The 13,043-nt window shown below is 68.7% G+C and carries 13 protein-coding genes; 6 read left to right on the top strand and 7 right to left on the bottom strand.

Annotated features, from left to right (window positions below; all coding sequences use genetic code 11):
* Positions 1-23 precede the first annotated feature (23 nt).
* Positions 24-350 (top strand): hypothetical protein, encoded by a 327-nt coding sequence (locus ACFYWS_RS24685; protein ID WP_389280182.1) that lies wholly within the window; start codon positions 24-26, stop codon positions 348-350.
* A 74-nt stretch (positions 351-424) separates the two neighbouring features.
* Here the strand turns inward: ACFYWS_RS24685 and ACFYWS_RS24690 are convergent, their stop codons facing one another.
* Genes ACFYWS_RS24690 through ACFYWS_RS24710 form a run of 5 tightly spaced genes read right to left on the bottom strand, consistent with a single transcriptional unit; the run spans position 425 to position 4,128 of the window.
* On the bottom strand, positions 425-706 hold the full coding sequence (locus tag ACFYWS_RS24690) for an HPr family phosphocarrier protein (protein WP_389280184.1): 282 nt from the start codon (positions 704-706) through the stop codon (positions 425-427).
* A complete protein-coding gene (locus ACFYWS_RS24695) occupies positions 703-2,175 on the bottom strand; it encodes a glycoside hydrolase family 1 protein (protein ID WP_389280185.1) in 1,473 nt (490 codons plus the stop codon). The genes ACFYWS_RS24690 and ACFYWS_RS24695 overlap by 4 nt, the downstream gene beginning before the upstream one ends.
* Positions 2,172-2,531: a PTS lactose/cellobiose transporter subunit IIA gene (locus tag ACFYWS_RS24700; protein WP_389280187.1), complete on the bottom strand. Its 360-nt coding sequence runs from the start codon at positions 2,529-2,531 to the stop codon at positions 2,172-2,174. The genes ACFYWS_RS24695 and ACFYWS_RS24700 overlap by 4 nt, the downstream gene beginning before the upstream one ends.
* Entirely contained in the window at positions 2,528-3,769 is a 1,242-nt protein-coding gene (locus tag ACFYWS_RS24705; RefSeq protein ID WP_389280189.1) for a PTS sugar transporter subunit IIC, read from the bottom strand. Before ACFYWS_RS24705 ends, ACFYWS_RS24700 begins: the two co-directional genes overlap by 4 nt.
* Positions 3,770-3,813: 44 nt before the next feature.
* The gene (locus ACFYWS_RS24710) at positions 3,814-4,128 is read right to left on the bottom strand and encodes a PTS sugar transporter subunit IIB (protein ID WP_389280191.1); all 315 of its coding nucleotides are present in this window, start codon (positions 4,126-4,128) and stop codon (positions 3,814-3,816) included.
* Between the two features lie 208 nt (positions 4,129-4,336).
* Here ACFYWS_RS24710 and ACFYWS_RS24715 point away from each other — a divergent pair, with 208 nt between their 5' ends.
* Positions 4,337-6,241, top strand: a complete 1,905-nt coding sequence (locus ACFYWS_RS24715; protein WP_389280193.1) for a BglG family transcription antiterminator — start codon at positions 4,337-4,339, stop codon at positions 6,239-6,241.
* A 222-nt stretch (positions 6,242-6,463) separates the two neighbouring features.
* On the opposite strand, the gene ACFYWS_RS24720 is transcribed toward ACFYWS_RS24715, so the two are convergent.
* Positions 6,464-8,266, bottom strand: a complete 1,803-nt coding sequence (locus ACFYWS_RS24720; RefSeq protein WP_389280195.1) for a TerD family protein — start codon at positions 8,264-8,266, stop codon at positions 6,464-6,466.
* 302 nt (positions 8,267-8,568) lie between these two features.
* Here ACFYWS_RS24720 and ACFYWS_RS24725 point away from each other — a divergent pair, with 302 nt between their 5' ends.
* From ACFYWS_RS24725 to ACFYWS_RS24740, 4 genes are all read left to right on the top strand, one after another.
* The gene (locus ACFYWS_RS24725; protein WP_389280197.1) at positions 8,569-8,982 is read left to right on the top strand and encodes an excalibur calcium-binding domain-containing protein; all 414 of its coding nucleotides are present in this window, start codon (positions 8,569-8,571) and stop codon (positions 8,980-8,982) included.
* 60 nt (positions 8,983-9,042) lie between these two features.
* A complete protein-coding gene (locus tag ACFYWS_RS24730) occupies positions 9,043-9,744 on the top strand; it encodes a class F sortase (protein ID WP_389280199.1) in 702 nt (233 codons plus the stop codon).
* A gap of 41 nt (positions 9,745-9,785) precedes the next feature.
* Positions 9,786-9,917 (top strand): family 20 glycosylhydrolase, encoded by a 132-nt coding sequence (locus ACFYWS_RS24735; protein ID WP_389280201.1) that lies wholly within the window; start codon positions 9,786-9,788, stop codon positions 9,915-9,917.
* Positions 9,918-10,188: 271 nt separating this feature from the next.
* Positions 10,189-12,294, top strand: a complete 2,106-nt coding sequence (locus ACFYWS_RS24740) for a TerD family protein (RefSeq protein WP_389280203.1) — start codon at positions 10,189-10,191, stop codon at positions 12,292-12,294.
* On the opposite strand, the gene ACFYWS_RS24745 is transcribed toward ACFYWS_RS24740, so the two are convergent.
* Positions 12,279-12,989, bottom strand: a complete 711-nt coding sequence (locus ACFYWS_RS24745) for a spermidine synthase (RefSeq protein WP_389280205.1) — start codon at positions 12,987-12,989, stop codon at positions 12,279-12,281. The two genes, ACFYWS_RS24740 and ACFYWS_RS24745, sit on opposite strands and share 16 nt — an antisense overlap.
* Between the last annotated feature and the right edge of the window lie 54 nt (positions 12,990-13,043).

A 13,043-nucleotide genomic window follows, 5' to 3' on the forward strand; every position in this document is an offset into this window, starting at 1 on the left:
TGCTGAGGAGCCGGGGCGCGTTCGTGGACGACATCGACCTCGCGGGACAGCTGTGGATGAGGGTCGTACGCGCTTCCGTCGCGCATGCCCGGATCACCTCGGTGACCGGGGAGGACGCGCGTGCGCTGGGCCGGGCGCCGCTGGAGGAGGCGGGGTACCACGAGCTGTTCCCCCGGCTCGACGACTACGGGCATCCGGTGCTCGCCGACGACCGGGTGCTGTACGTGGGCCAGCCGGTGGCCGTGGTGATCGCCGAGGATCCGTACGTGGCCGAGGACGCCGCCGAGTTGGTCGAGGTCGACTACGCGGAACCGCCGGGGGTGAGCTCCTCCACGAGGCGGGGAACGTGACGGGCGCGGGTGCCCGGCCGGCGCCGACGAACCGTCCCCCTGGGGCTGAGCCACCAAGGGGAGTCCGGCACGGGCTACTGCGTCTCCTCCGCCTCCACCAGCGCGGCGAGCTGGGACGCCACCCGGTCGGCGTCGTCGCCGGTCACGGTGAGGCGCAGCCGGTCGCCGTGGTGGGCGCTGAGCGCCATCACGGCGAGGACGCTGCGGCCGTCCGCCGAGGCGCCGTTGTCCGGGCGTTCCAGGCGGACCTCGTGGCCGGCGGCCGCGGTGGCCGCGTGGACGAAGACCGTGGCGGGCCGGGCGTGCAGTCCCACCTTCGGCCCGACGGTGACCAGTCGTTCGGCCGAGGCGCTCACAGTCGCGCCCCGTTGCTCTCGATCACGGACCGGTACCAGGCGAAGCTCTCCTTCTTGGTGCGCCGCTTCGACCCGTTGCCGTGGTCGTCCTGGTCGATGTGGATCAGGCCGTAGCGCTTCGTCATCTCGGAGGTGCCCGAGCTGATGATGTCGATCGGGGACCACATCAGGTAGGCGAAGACATCCACGCCGTCCTTGGCCGCCTCCCGCATCTGCTCGATGTGGTCGCGCAGGTAGGCGATGCGGTACGGGTCCCGGACGGTGCCGTCGGCCTCGACCCGGTCACGTACACCGATGCCGTTCTCGGCGATCATCAGGGGCAGTTGGTAGCGGTCCCAGAGGTTGTTGAGAACGTGGCGCAGGCCGACCGGGTCGATCTGCCAGCCCCAGTCGGTGACCTCGGAGTGCTCGTTGCGGAATTCCGGGCGGGCGGCGTGCCAGCCCAGGTTGTCGCCGAGGTTGAATCCCTCGCCCATCACCATCGTGTGGTAGTAGCTGAAGGAGAGGTAGTCGAGGGTGTTCTCGGCGAGTTCGGCGAGGTCGTGTTCGCCCATGTCGAGGTGGATGCCACGCTCCGAGAGGTAGCGTTTGATCCGCCCCGGATAGGTACCGCGCGTCATCACGTCGGAGAAGAGGAGCGAGAACTGCTCGTGCTCCTGGGCCGCGAGCACGTCCGCCGGGCGCGAGCTCTTCGGGTAGACGGTCAGGTCGACAATCATCGACCCCATCTTGAGATCGGGCGATATTCCGTGGCCGATCCGCACCGCGCGGGCGTTGCCGACGAGTTGGTTGTGGATCGCCTGCCACTTGGCCGCGTTGAAGGCTTCGGCGGTCTCGAAGTCCTCCTGGAGCAGTCCGAGGGTGACGTATGGGTCCATCAGCGCCGAGTTGATCTGGTTGAAGGCGATCCAGTAATTCACCTTGCCGGCGTAGCGGTTGAGGACCACGGTCGCGTACCGCTCGAAGAAGTCGAGCACCTCCCGGTTCAGCCAGCCGCCGTATTCGGTGACGAGCGCGACCGGGATGTCGTAGTGCGAGAGGGAGACGACCGGCTCGATGTTGTGGCGGCGCAGTTCGTCGAAGACACGGTCGTAATAGGCGAGTCCGGCCTCGCTGGGCTCCTTTTCGTCGCCGCGCGGGAAGATCCGGCTCCAGGAGATGGACATCCGGAACGCCTTCATTCCCATCTCCGCCATGAGGGCGATATCCTCGGCATAGGTGTGGAAGAAGTCGATTCCGTGCCGCTTGGGGTAGGTGCGCTCGGTGTCGGCCAGCGCGTCCTCGATCTCCTTGCGGCTGGTGACGAAGCCCAGCTTCGCGTAGTCCCGGTTCTCGATGTACGGCTCGATGTCGGCGACCGACGGGCCGCGGCCGTCCTCCCGCCAGGCTCCTTCGACCTGGCTCGCGGCGACGGCGCCGCCCCAGAGGAAGCCGTCCTTGAAACCGGTGGGGGTGTGCGTGGTGCTCATACTTCGCCAGCCTCCGTGGTGTTGTTCTCGATGCCGCTGATGCGCTCGCCGACCTTGCGGAAGAGCCGGAGCAGGTGCTGTGCCGTTCCGTGCTCACTCATGACCGTCATCAGCGTGTCCTGGGCGTGGGTGAAGAGAACCGAGTACTGCTGCTGCTCTCCGCTCGCTTCCGCCTGGACGAATTCCGTCTGCGCCTTGTGCGCCTTGGCGATTTCCTCTTTGGCCTCGACCAGGAATCGCTCCGCCTCCTCGTAGGAGTCGCTCTCCACCGCGGTGAGTGACCTGCGGATGAGGTTCCGCGCATCCCCGGCGTGCAGGATGATCTGCATCGAGGACCGGGCGACGTCGTCGTTCATTTCTGTTTTCCGTTCTCCACTGTTTCCCCGCTGGATGCGACTGTTTCCCCCGCTTCCTCTTCGCGTTCCTTCCTGGCTTCCTGGGCGTCGTACGCACGGAAGAACGGGTACCAGATCACGCACGAGACCGTCATCAAGATCACGGCCACGATCGCCCCGCGCCAGCCACTCACCAGGAACGTGGATATGGGGTACGGCATGTACCAGATCTGGAACACCTTGTCCGGGATCTTCGCAAGACCCCAGTCGAGGGCCAGATAGGTCATCGCGGGAACCACGATGCCGTTGATCCAGAACGGAATCATCAGGAGCGGGTTGAAGGCGATCGGGGCACCGAAGACGATCGGCTCGTTGATGTTGAAGATGCTGGGGATCGCGCCGGCCCGGCCTATCGCCTTGATGCGCTTGGTTTTCGCGAAGTTCATCAGGGCCACGAGCGGCAGTGTTCCGCCGATCCCGCCGAAGGTGAGGAATCCCACGAAGCACACTTCGTAAGTGAAGATGTTCGTGGCCGATCCACCTGCGGCGACGGCGTCCGCGTTCTCCTGGATGGCAGTCATCCAGAGAGGGAAGGACAGCGGCATGGTGACCCAGCCACTGATGCCGAACGAGTAGAAGAACAGCGGCAGGAAGCAGAGGAGCACAAAGCCCGGGAAGGACTCCGCAATCGACGTCAGCGGCGAGAAGAGCTTGAGGATCGCGGCGAACACGTCCCAGCTCAGTACGTACGTGAAGACCCAGCCGGCGGCCACGACCACCAGGATCGGCAACAGCGAGTTGAACCAGTTGATGACGAAGCTGGGCAGGTTCGCGTTGTTTTTGAAGAAATCCACCTTCGCGAAGAGGACCATCACGAAGCTGACGAACAGGCCACCCACGATCGAGACGAACATTCCGGTGGCACCGAATCGACCGAAGTCGAAGGTGATCGCACTCCCCTTGCCCGACGTGGGATCGAGCAGCATCAGGAAGAGTGCGAGTCCCGCCAGACCCGCGATGAGCTTCTGCGAGTTCAGCTTCTTCTTCTCCATCACCTGGTAAGGGATCAGGAAGGCGACGAAGAGGCCGATCAGGCCGAAGGTGAAGTCGCTGATCTTGCTCATGGTCGGTATCGCGTCGCTGACACCGGGAATGATGCCGATCAGCGTCACGAGCGAACCGACGAGGATGAACGGAAGGATGCCGAGAATCGCCGTCTGTACCGCCGCCACATAGGTGTTGCGGGTGAAGCGGTTCACCTTGGGGGCGAACTTCTCGGTCAGGAACTCAATGAAGGTATCCATCAGACGGCGGGGGACTCGCCGAGTTCCTGGGCCAGCTGGAAGGCGGCCTCTCCGTCGAGCGAGCCATAGATCTTCTGTGGAATCAGCGTGGCCTTCACGCCCTTCTTCGCCGCCGTGGCGGTCACCTCGTCGATCATGTACTTGAGGTGCGGGCCGACCAGCAGGACGTCGGTGCCGTCGAGGTTCTCCTCCAGCTCCGTCTCGCTGCGCGCGTCGACCTGAAGGTCGACACCCTGCTTCTTCGCGGCCTTGCGCATCCGCTGGGCGATGAAGCCGCTGGAAGCGCCGGCGCCGCACACAATGAGAACTCGCATCTGGTTCACCTCTCGGGGGTGACGGGGCGGGTGAGATAGCCCGGTGAGACACCATGTCTCGGCCTCACCGCAGCAGCGATGCTGCCCGGCGGCCCGACACCGGCGCCAATAGGCCTGTTTCCGGCCCGCGGAAATCCGTCTCGGCTCCCCGGTCACCTCCCGAACGGACCGACGTATGCTCTCCAGCCATGAGTGAGGATGTCCGGCCATGAGCGAGAACCGCCACGCGGCGCTGATCGCGTACCTGCGACAGGTGGGCGGCCTCGTCCCGGCCGCGGAAGCCGCCAGTGCCCTCGGTGTCACGGCCCGCAGCGTCCGCGGCTATGTCTCCCGTATCAACGCGGCGTCTCCCCGGCCCGTGATCGTCTCCACGCCCGCGGGCTACCGGCTCGACGAGGAGGCACTCGCCGCCTCCCGCACGTCCCCGCGCACCCTCGCCCACGGCGACGACACACCCCAGGGTCGGCTCGTCCGCCTCTTCCGCCGCCTCAACGACGCCCCCGAGGGCATCGGCTTTCACGAACTGGCGGAGGACTTCCACGTCAGTGACGCCACCCTGGAAGCCGACCTGGGCAAGGCCCGCCGCCGCCTCGAACCCCTCGGCCTGCGTCTGCGTCGCGACCGCGAGAGCGTCCGCATGGAGGGCCCTGAGGACGCCCGCCGTCGCCTGATCAGCACGCTGCTGCGCGAGGAGGCGGCTGAGGGCTTCCTTCCCTTCGACGCGATCCAACGCGCGTTCGCCGGACTCGACCTCGGCCCGTTCAAGGCGGAACTGGTCGGCACGCTGAGCGAAGTGGGTTACTCGGTCAAGGAGTTCGCGCTCAACGAGGCACTGCTGCACATCGCCATCGCGGTGGACCGCACGACCAAGTTCCCCGCGCCCGCGGCGACTTCGCTCGACACACCACCCTCGGACGCTCCCGGCGACCAGGTCACCACCGTCCTCAGGAACCTCATCGAGAAGTTCTTCGGCCTCCGTTTCGACGGTGGCGAACTCGACCGTCTAGCGGCCCAGTTGACCACCCGCGCCCTCGCCGCCGCGGGCCGCCCGACCACCCCGCCCGAGGAATCCGACCTCGCGAAGGTACGCGCCCTGGTGGCCCGCCTCGACGACGAGTACCTGGTGGACTTCTCCGACCCCGGCTTCGTCACCCGTCTCTCGGTCCATGTGCACAACCTGCTCGGCCGCGCCCGCCGACAGATGTACAACCGCAACCCCCTGGCCGCCTCCATCAAGACCTCGTACCCCCTCATCTACGAACTCGCCGTCTACCTCTCCCGCGAGATCCAACGAGAGTGGCAGGTCGCCCTCAACGAGGACGAGATCGCCTACGTCGCCATGCATGTCGGCGCCCACCTCGAAGCGCAGGCGGTGCGGCCGCGACCACTGACCGCCGTGCTCGTCTGCCCCGAGTACTACGAGCTGGCCACCACCCTCGGCGACCGCCTCGGCCAGGAGTTGGGCAGCCGCGTCGAGATCACCCGCCTCGTCACGCGCCTGGAGGACGTGCCGGACATCAAGGCCGACGTGGTGATCTCCACGCTGCCGATCGACGCGCACCCGGGGGCCGTCGTCGTCCGCCCCTTCCCCGGCCGGCGCGACTTCGACGCGGTCCGCGCGGAGCTCGCCCGCGTCCAGCACCAGCGTGAGCACGGCGACGACCACGCGGTGCTCCTCGACTACCTCCGACCGGAGCTCTTCTTCCGCGACCTGCACGCCGAGAACGAGACGGCGATGATCCGGCTCCTGGGGTCCCGCATGGCCGAGCAGGGTGTCATCGACCCGGAGCACATCGACAGCGTCCTGGAACGTGAACGCCTCTCCTCCACCGCTTTCACCGACGGCTTCGCCGTACCGCACGCGATGACGATGAACGCGCACCGTTCCGCCATCGCCCTCGTCGTCAACAGCGAACCGATGCGATGGGGCAACAAGCCGGTCAACGTGATCGCGTTCATCGCCTTCAGCCCGCGCGACCGCTCCACGTTCCGCGCGGCGTTCGAGAAGTTCACCGCGGTGCTGAGCGAGCGCTCCGCGGTGCACCTCCTGGTGAAGCGGGCGGTCGATCACCCGTCGTTCGTCCGCGAGATCCGGGCGCTCCTCGCGGAGTGAACGTGGGTTGTCCGCGGCGTCCAGCAGGAAGCCGTGGAAGTCCACGTCGGCGGCGGCGACTTGCTCCGCGTCGTGCGCGTCGCAGGCTTCCTGCATACGCGCCACGGCCGCTTCCCATCGACGAGCCCCGTCTCGAGCCTCCCGCAGGGTCAGCGGGGTGTCGGCCTCGAAGCGCCCGGAGACGACAGAGGTGAGCAGCAGCTGACACGCCCTCCCCCGTGGTCATTCGATGTCCACTCCATACGCGCGGGCGAGGGCGTCGCGGCCCCCGCTCCAGCCCTGCCCGATCGCACGCAGCTTCCAGACGGGCCGCCCGTCGGCCACGTGCCGGTACAGCTCCGCGACGGCCATGGCCCGGATGTTCGGGTCGGCCGGCGGGCGGAAGGCCCAGGCCGCACCCGGGCCACCGTCCAGCGTGAGCACGGCGTGCGTGAGCGACGCGCAGCTCAGACCGGTGTCCACGTCCATGTTGACGGCGATCGTGACACGGTGTGTGAAGTCAGGCAGAGCCCCCAGGTGGACTGTGGCCCTTTCGACGACGACCGGACCGTCCCGCCGCTTTCCCAGGAGACGTGCCGCGCCGCCGGCCGCGGTGGGCTGGTGATAGAAGACGAAGTCCTCGTCCCCGGGCACCCGCCCGTCATCGCCGCCGAGGAAGAGTGTCAGATCGGCATCCGCACCGGCGAAGGCGAACGCGATGGACAGCGTGTGCCCGGCTTCCTCCGGCAGTACGAGTGTCTGGCCCGGGACGAGTGAGACATCAGGTTCCGAGGTCGTGACGGGAGTGGTCGGCCGTGCGGTGTGCGTCTCCTGCTTCCACTCGGCGAACGGCCTGATCCGGAAGGGATCGGTGCCGGCCGCCGGTCCACCGTCCGGCTGGCCGGCCCCGAGTGCGATGTCGAGGTCGCCGAGGGACCCTTCATCGGTGTCCTGCTGTTCCCGGGCGTGGTCCAGCACATCCTGGAGGCCCGGTGTCCTGCCGGTGTCCAACGGCCGGACCGTGCTGGACACGTTGCCCGTGGCGGTCGTTGTGACGGAGCAGGCGACGTCCTCTCCGATGTCGAGGAAGCGCAGCGCGTCGCCGGGCTCGCACCAGGGCGTGGTTTCGATCGCGCGGCGTGTCCACCGGCCGTAGGCGACGAATCCGAGACGTTGTGTGTCGGGCAGCCGTGTCAGCACCGCGAGGTCGATGGCGGTGATGCCGGGCGCCGTGGCGAAGCCCTCCTTGAGGGTGGCCACGATGTTCGACCCCATGGCCGTCAACCACCACAGGACACGATCGCGCTTGGTGAGGTTCTTCAGCGTCGGGTGCCCGCTCGGGGTCGTGCCGGGAGTCTGGGCGGGCATGGCGTCGAGGTCCTGGTGCCGTACGACCACCGAGAGGACGGAACCGTCCACGCCCACCGCGCAGCCGGCCGCCGGGTTGTCCGAGAAGGCGGTATTCACCGCTTCGCAGACGGTGTCCTCGTCGTTGGCGTTCAGCGCACGCCACCATCGGTCGGCCTCGGCCTCCACCTGCTGCCGTATCCCGTCCAGCCGCGCCAGCTCGGCCGCGAGATACACGGGCGCGTCCTGTACGGCACGGCGTCGGGCGGCCGCCCTCTCGGCGCGCGCCAGCCGCCCCACACCCCGCAGATGGAACGCCTGCGCTTCGGCAAGCGCCCAGGGCTCCCCCAGTTGAGGGGTTTCCGGGATGAGGGGAGGGCGGGCACCGGGGAACGACTGGAGGTGCACCGTGGTCATCTCGCGCCGCAGATCCGTCAGCCGCGCGACAGCGGCATCGCGCTCGGCCGTCTGCTGGGCGCGCTCCGCCTGCCGGCGCGCCCGGTCCAATTGCGCGGCCGAGGGAGCCACCACCCGTGACCGCGTCGCGGTGCGGCGTGTGGTGGTACGTCGGCGGTTGCCACCGAGCGAGGAGGATGCGTAGAAGGGGCCGAGACCCGACGAAATCCTGGCGCCGCCGCTTCCTACACTCAGCCGCGCCGCACGCGGGCCGACCGAGGTGCGCACTCCGCGGGTGGACACGCGCACGCTCATCCCGGGAACACCGACCCGGAAGCCGAATCCCATGACTGTCTCCCGTCTCCCCGCTTCCCCTCTCGCCGTACACATTCTGGCGCGAGACCGGCATCGTGCGCTCTGTGTACAGGCCCGCCTTTGGCACGGGCCAGCGGGTTCACGCATCGTCTTAAACGTCCCGCCCCGCAAATTCAGCCCCGCTGAACGAGCTAAATCGAGCACGAATGGCCCCATTAACTCGCGGACACAGAACGGCGTTCCTACGTTCGGTCTCAGTCAACCCCCACCCGTGCCCCTAGGAGGCATTCATGCGTGTGAAGTCTGTCTTGCTCGCGTCCGCAGTCGCCGGAGCCGCTCTCATACCGACGTCCGGGATGGCGTACGCCGCCCCGGACAGGGACTGCCCGGACTTCTCGACGCAGGCCGAAGCACAGGCCTACTACGACGCCCACCCCGGCGACCCGGACCGCCTCGACCGCGACGACGACGGTCAGGCATGTGAGGACGGCGGGCTCCCGCCCGGGTCCGACTCCGACGCGGACACCTCGGCGGACACACCGTCGGACACCCCGGCCATGCCCAAGGACGGCGTGAAGGCCGGCGCCGGCGGCCTCTCCGAGGACGGCTCCGCCACCGCGCTGCCGATCGGCTTCGCCGCCGCAGCCGTGCTCGCCGCGGGTGGCGCCGTCGTGCTGCGCCGCCGCGCCAAGCAGGACCACTGAGGCGGGGGACGCACGAACCGTGCCGTTGCCGCATGACGATGTGACAGGGAGGCCCGTGCCATGACCGGTTCGCCGCCTCCCGGTCACCGCCGGGGCCGCGATCTCTCCTGGATCGCGGCCACCGCCTTGTGCGCCCTGCTCGCCCTGACCGCCGTACTGACCTGGTTCACGGACTCCGGGCCCGCCCACGACGACGGGGCGCCCAACCCGGCGCGTCTGCAGGCGAGTTCGGCGTCGACCAGCACGCCGAAGCCCGCGACGCCCACCTTCCCCGACGCCCGTGACGACTCTCCGACGCCCGCGCCGCTCGCGCGGGCCGCCGACCCTGTCCGGCTGCAGATCCCCGCGATCGACCTCGACACCGCCATCGACCCGCTGTCGCTCGACCCCGAGGGCCGACTGCCCGCCCCGGCAGGCCCCACCGACGTCGGCTGGTGGCGCGAGGGCCCCGCACCCGGCGAGGCGGGCCCTGCCGCCATCGTCGGTCACCTCGACACCACGAGCGGCCCCGCCGTCTTCGCCGGCCTGACCGCACTCCGCCCCGGCGACCGGGTCCTGATCACGCGGGCCGACAACAGCACAGCGGTCTTCGTCGTGCGCTCCACGAAGCAATTCCCGCAGGACGACTTCCCCTCCCGAGCCGTCTACGGGCCCACGCCCGACGCCCAGTTGCGCCTGATCACCTGTGGCGGCACCTACGACCGCGCGGCCGGGCGCTACCTCTCGAACACGGTCGTGTCCGCGACGATGACGGACCCGTGAGCCAGGTCGGGCCGGGCCCGCCAAGACAGGCCCGTCGGCTGATGAGGGATCTGCTCACGGAGTACGCCGACCTCTTCCCCGGGCAGTGGTTCCATCTCGGCGGTGACGAGTACAGCGACTACCTCTGGGAATGGCCGGCCGAGGCGGTCGGTGACTCGCCCGACGGCAGCTGACACGCCCTCAACTGCCTGCTTGGGCGAGGTGAGAGTCCGGCGCCGGACCACCGGCAGGGAGGCGCGCACAGCCGGCCCGCTCACCGTCTCCGGCATCCGGCATCCGGCCCGGCGCACCCGATTCCCGCCGGACGGCGAACAGCACTGACCACGCGACTTGCCGTCAACACCCACATACAGTCACCATCTCCACATCAGGCGCACCACTTGTTCACGCGGGTGGCGGCGAGCGAGGGGGGCCTCGCGCCTGGGTGATCGGTGGGGAGGCCGAATGTACGAGATGGTCAAGGGTGCGAACGTGGGGCTCGGGGGGCTGGTCGACGGAGACGTCGACTCGGTGGTCGTCGGCCTCGGGTGGGTGAGTCCAACCGGCGAGGGGGACGCCGACGTCTCCGTGCTGTTGCTGAACGAGAACGGCAAGGTACGCAGCGACGCCGACTTCTACTTCTACAACAACGCCTGCGCGCCGGACGGGAGCGTGCAGCTGCTCGGCAAGACACCTGCGGGAGAGGGCAGCGAGGACCGCATCGGTTTCGATCTGAGCGCGCTCCCGGACGACGTCGCCACCGTCCTCATCGCGGCGAGCCGGTACGAGTCGGCCCGATTCGACGAACTCGAGGGCCTGCAGCTGACGTTGAGCGATGGAGCCGGGGAGCCACTGCTACGGTTCGCGATCGAGGACGCGGGCGCCGTGAGTGCCCTGATCTTCGGGGAGTTGTACCGGCGTGGAGCCGAGTGGAAGTTCCGCGCCGTGGGACAGGGTTACGCAGCGGGCTTCGCCGCCCTCGCCTCGGATCACGGCGTGGACATCGACGACGACGCGGCCGAGGAGACGGTCGCGGCCGAACCGCTTGTCCCGGCGGAGACAACGGATACGACGGATACGCTCCGGCCGTCGGCCGGCGACCAGCCCCCGCAGGAGCCCGAGCCGCGCACGGCGCCTGCCACCGCCCCCACTGAGGACGCCCCGAAGCCCGGCGAAGCCGCCGACACCGCGACGCCCGTCAAGAAACCCGCACGCCCCCGTACCTCGAAGACGAAGGTCACGCTCCCCAGAGCACTCAAGAAGTCCCTCGCGGAGAACGAGTCCTGGGCGGGCGCCCGCCTCTTCCCGGTGTCCGCATTGAAGAGCGACCGGGACCGGGAGATGCGGGCCACGTCGGTCCTGCTGGCCGTCATGGCGCAGGTGCCTGAGTTCGGACGGCGGCTGACCGCCGGGTTCGGCGCCCACGCCGGACGCATGGAAACCTTCACCGAGGTGACGCTCCCCCACGGCGACTCGCCCCGGCGGCCCGACGGTGTCATCCGTGTGGAGCGCGCGGGCAAGCTTTGGACGGCGCTGGTAGAGACCAAGACCAACGGCAACTCCCTCAAGGCCGAGCAGGTGCAGGCCTACGCCGACATCGCGGCCCGCCGTGGTTACGAGGCCGTCATCACCCTCTCCAACGACGTTGCGCTGGAAGGCAGTCCGCTGGTCGAGGTGAAGATCGACCGGCGGCGCAAGAACAAGGTGAGCCTGTGGCATCTCTCCTGGGCCGAAGTCACCCACCAGGCCCAGATGTTGATCCGGCACGAGGGGCTGCGCAATCCCGCGCACGCCTGGCTCCTGGGGGAACTCCTGCACTATCTGCGCCACGAGAACTCGGGGTGTCACGGCTTCCACAACATGGGTCCGGCCTGGGTGCCGGTCCGCAACGGGATCCAGGACGAGACCCTGTGCCAGGGCGACCCGCGCGCACTTGAGGCCGTCGAGAGCTGGGAGCGACTGGTGCGCCAGGTGTCGCTGGGCCTGGGCGGCGAGCTGGGACGCAAGGTTCTCCCTGTGCAACGGGCGCGGCGCGGCACCGACGCGGTGGCCCGGCGAGCCCGGATGGCCGACGAGCTGTGCCGGGAAGGCAGGCTCAGGGCCGAGCTGCGCATAGACCAGACCCCCGGAGTGCTCGGTATCACCGCCGACCTGCGTACGTACAAGATCCGCACGTCCATCGACATCGCTCCCCCGGCCCACGGCTACCCGCTTTCCTGGGCCAAGCGGATCGTCCGCGAGCTCGCCGAGGCACCCGCCGACCTGCACATCGAGACCTTGGTCGAAGGGGAGGCCGGAGGCCCGCGGGGCACCCTGGAACGCCTGCGGCCCGAACCGGGCGACCTGCTGCCGGCCGCCGGGGCGAAGATCGCCGGCTTCCGGCTCTCGTTGTTCAAGGGTATGGGTACACAACGGGGGAACACGGAATCCGGCTTCATCCGCAGCGTCGACGAAGCGGTCCAGAAGTTCCACGCGTCGGTGGTGGCACACCTCGACCGCACACAGACCGCCAGGCGGGATCCGGCGCACGGAACGGCCGCATCCCGCTCCACGACCTACCGCGCCACATAAACCGTGTTCGTCGAAGACCCCCCTTGCAGAGGATTGGGAAACTCCACGACATGGCTCCGCACGGTCGAGAAGACCTCCCCGAGCGTGGCTTCGAACTCCGCGTCCGGCGGGTCGTTCGACCAGAGGGCGAACACGCCGTCCGGGACGAGCAGTTGGGCGAGTGAGCGCAGGCCGTCGGGCTGGTAGAGGGCCGCGTTCCGGGGGTGCAGGACGTGCCGGGGGGAATGGTCGACGTCGAGCAGGATGGCGTGGAAGCGGCGGCCCGGTTCGCTCGGGTCCAGGCCGGCGCCCTCGGCGACCCTCGCGAAGAAGTCGCCCTCGACCAGCCGGCACCGGGCGTCCGACGCCAGCCGGTCACCGAGTGGCACGTAGCCGAGCCGGTGCCACTCGATCACCTCGCCCAGCGCATCGATCACCGTCAGCGTCCGCACTCGCGGATCGTCGAGCGCGGCCGCAGCCGTGTATCCGAGGCCGAGGCCGCCCACGGCGACATCCAGCTCCGTGTCCGCGAGGGGGGCGAGGCCGAGCCGGGCGAGTTCGATCTCGCCCTCGGTGAAGAGGCTCGACATCAGGAACTCCTCGCCCAGCTTCACCTCGTACACGTCCTCACCGGAGGCCGGGTCCCGTCTGCGGCGCAGGCTGATGTCCCCCAGGGGCGTGGGACGCCAGTCGATCTCCTGAAAACGAGTACTCATGCGCGGCCTCCGCCGAATGGGATGGGGACGCGACCATCTTCGCGTACGGAGCGC

Source organism: Streptomyces sp. NPDC002795 (assembly GCF_042888725.1).
Taxonomy (GTDB): domain Bacteria; phylum Actinomycetota; class Actinomycetes; order Streptomycetales; family Streptomycetaceae; genus Streptomyces.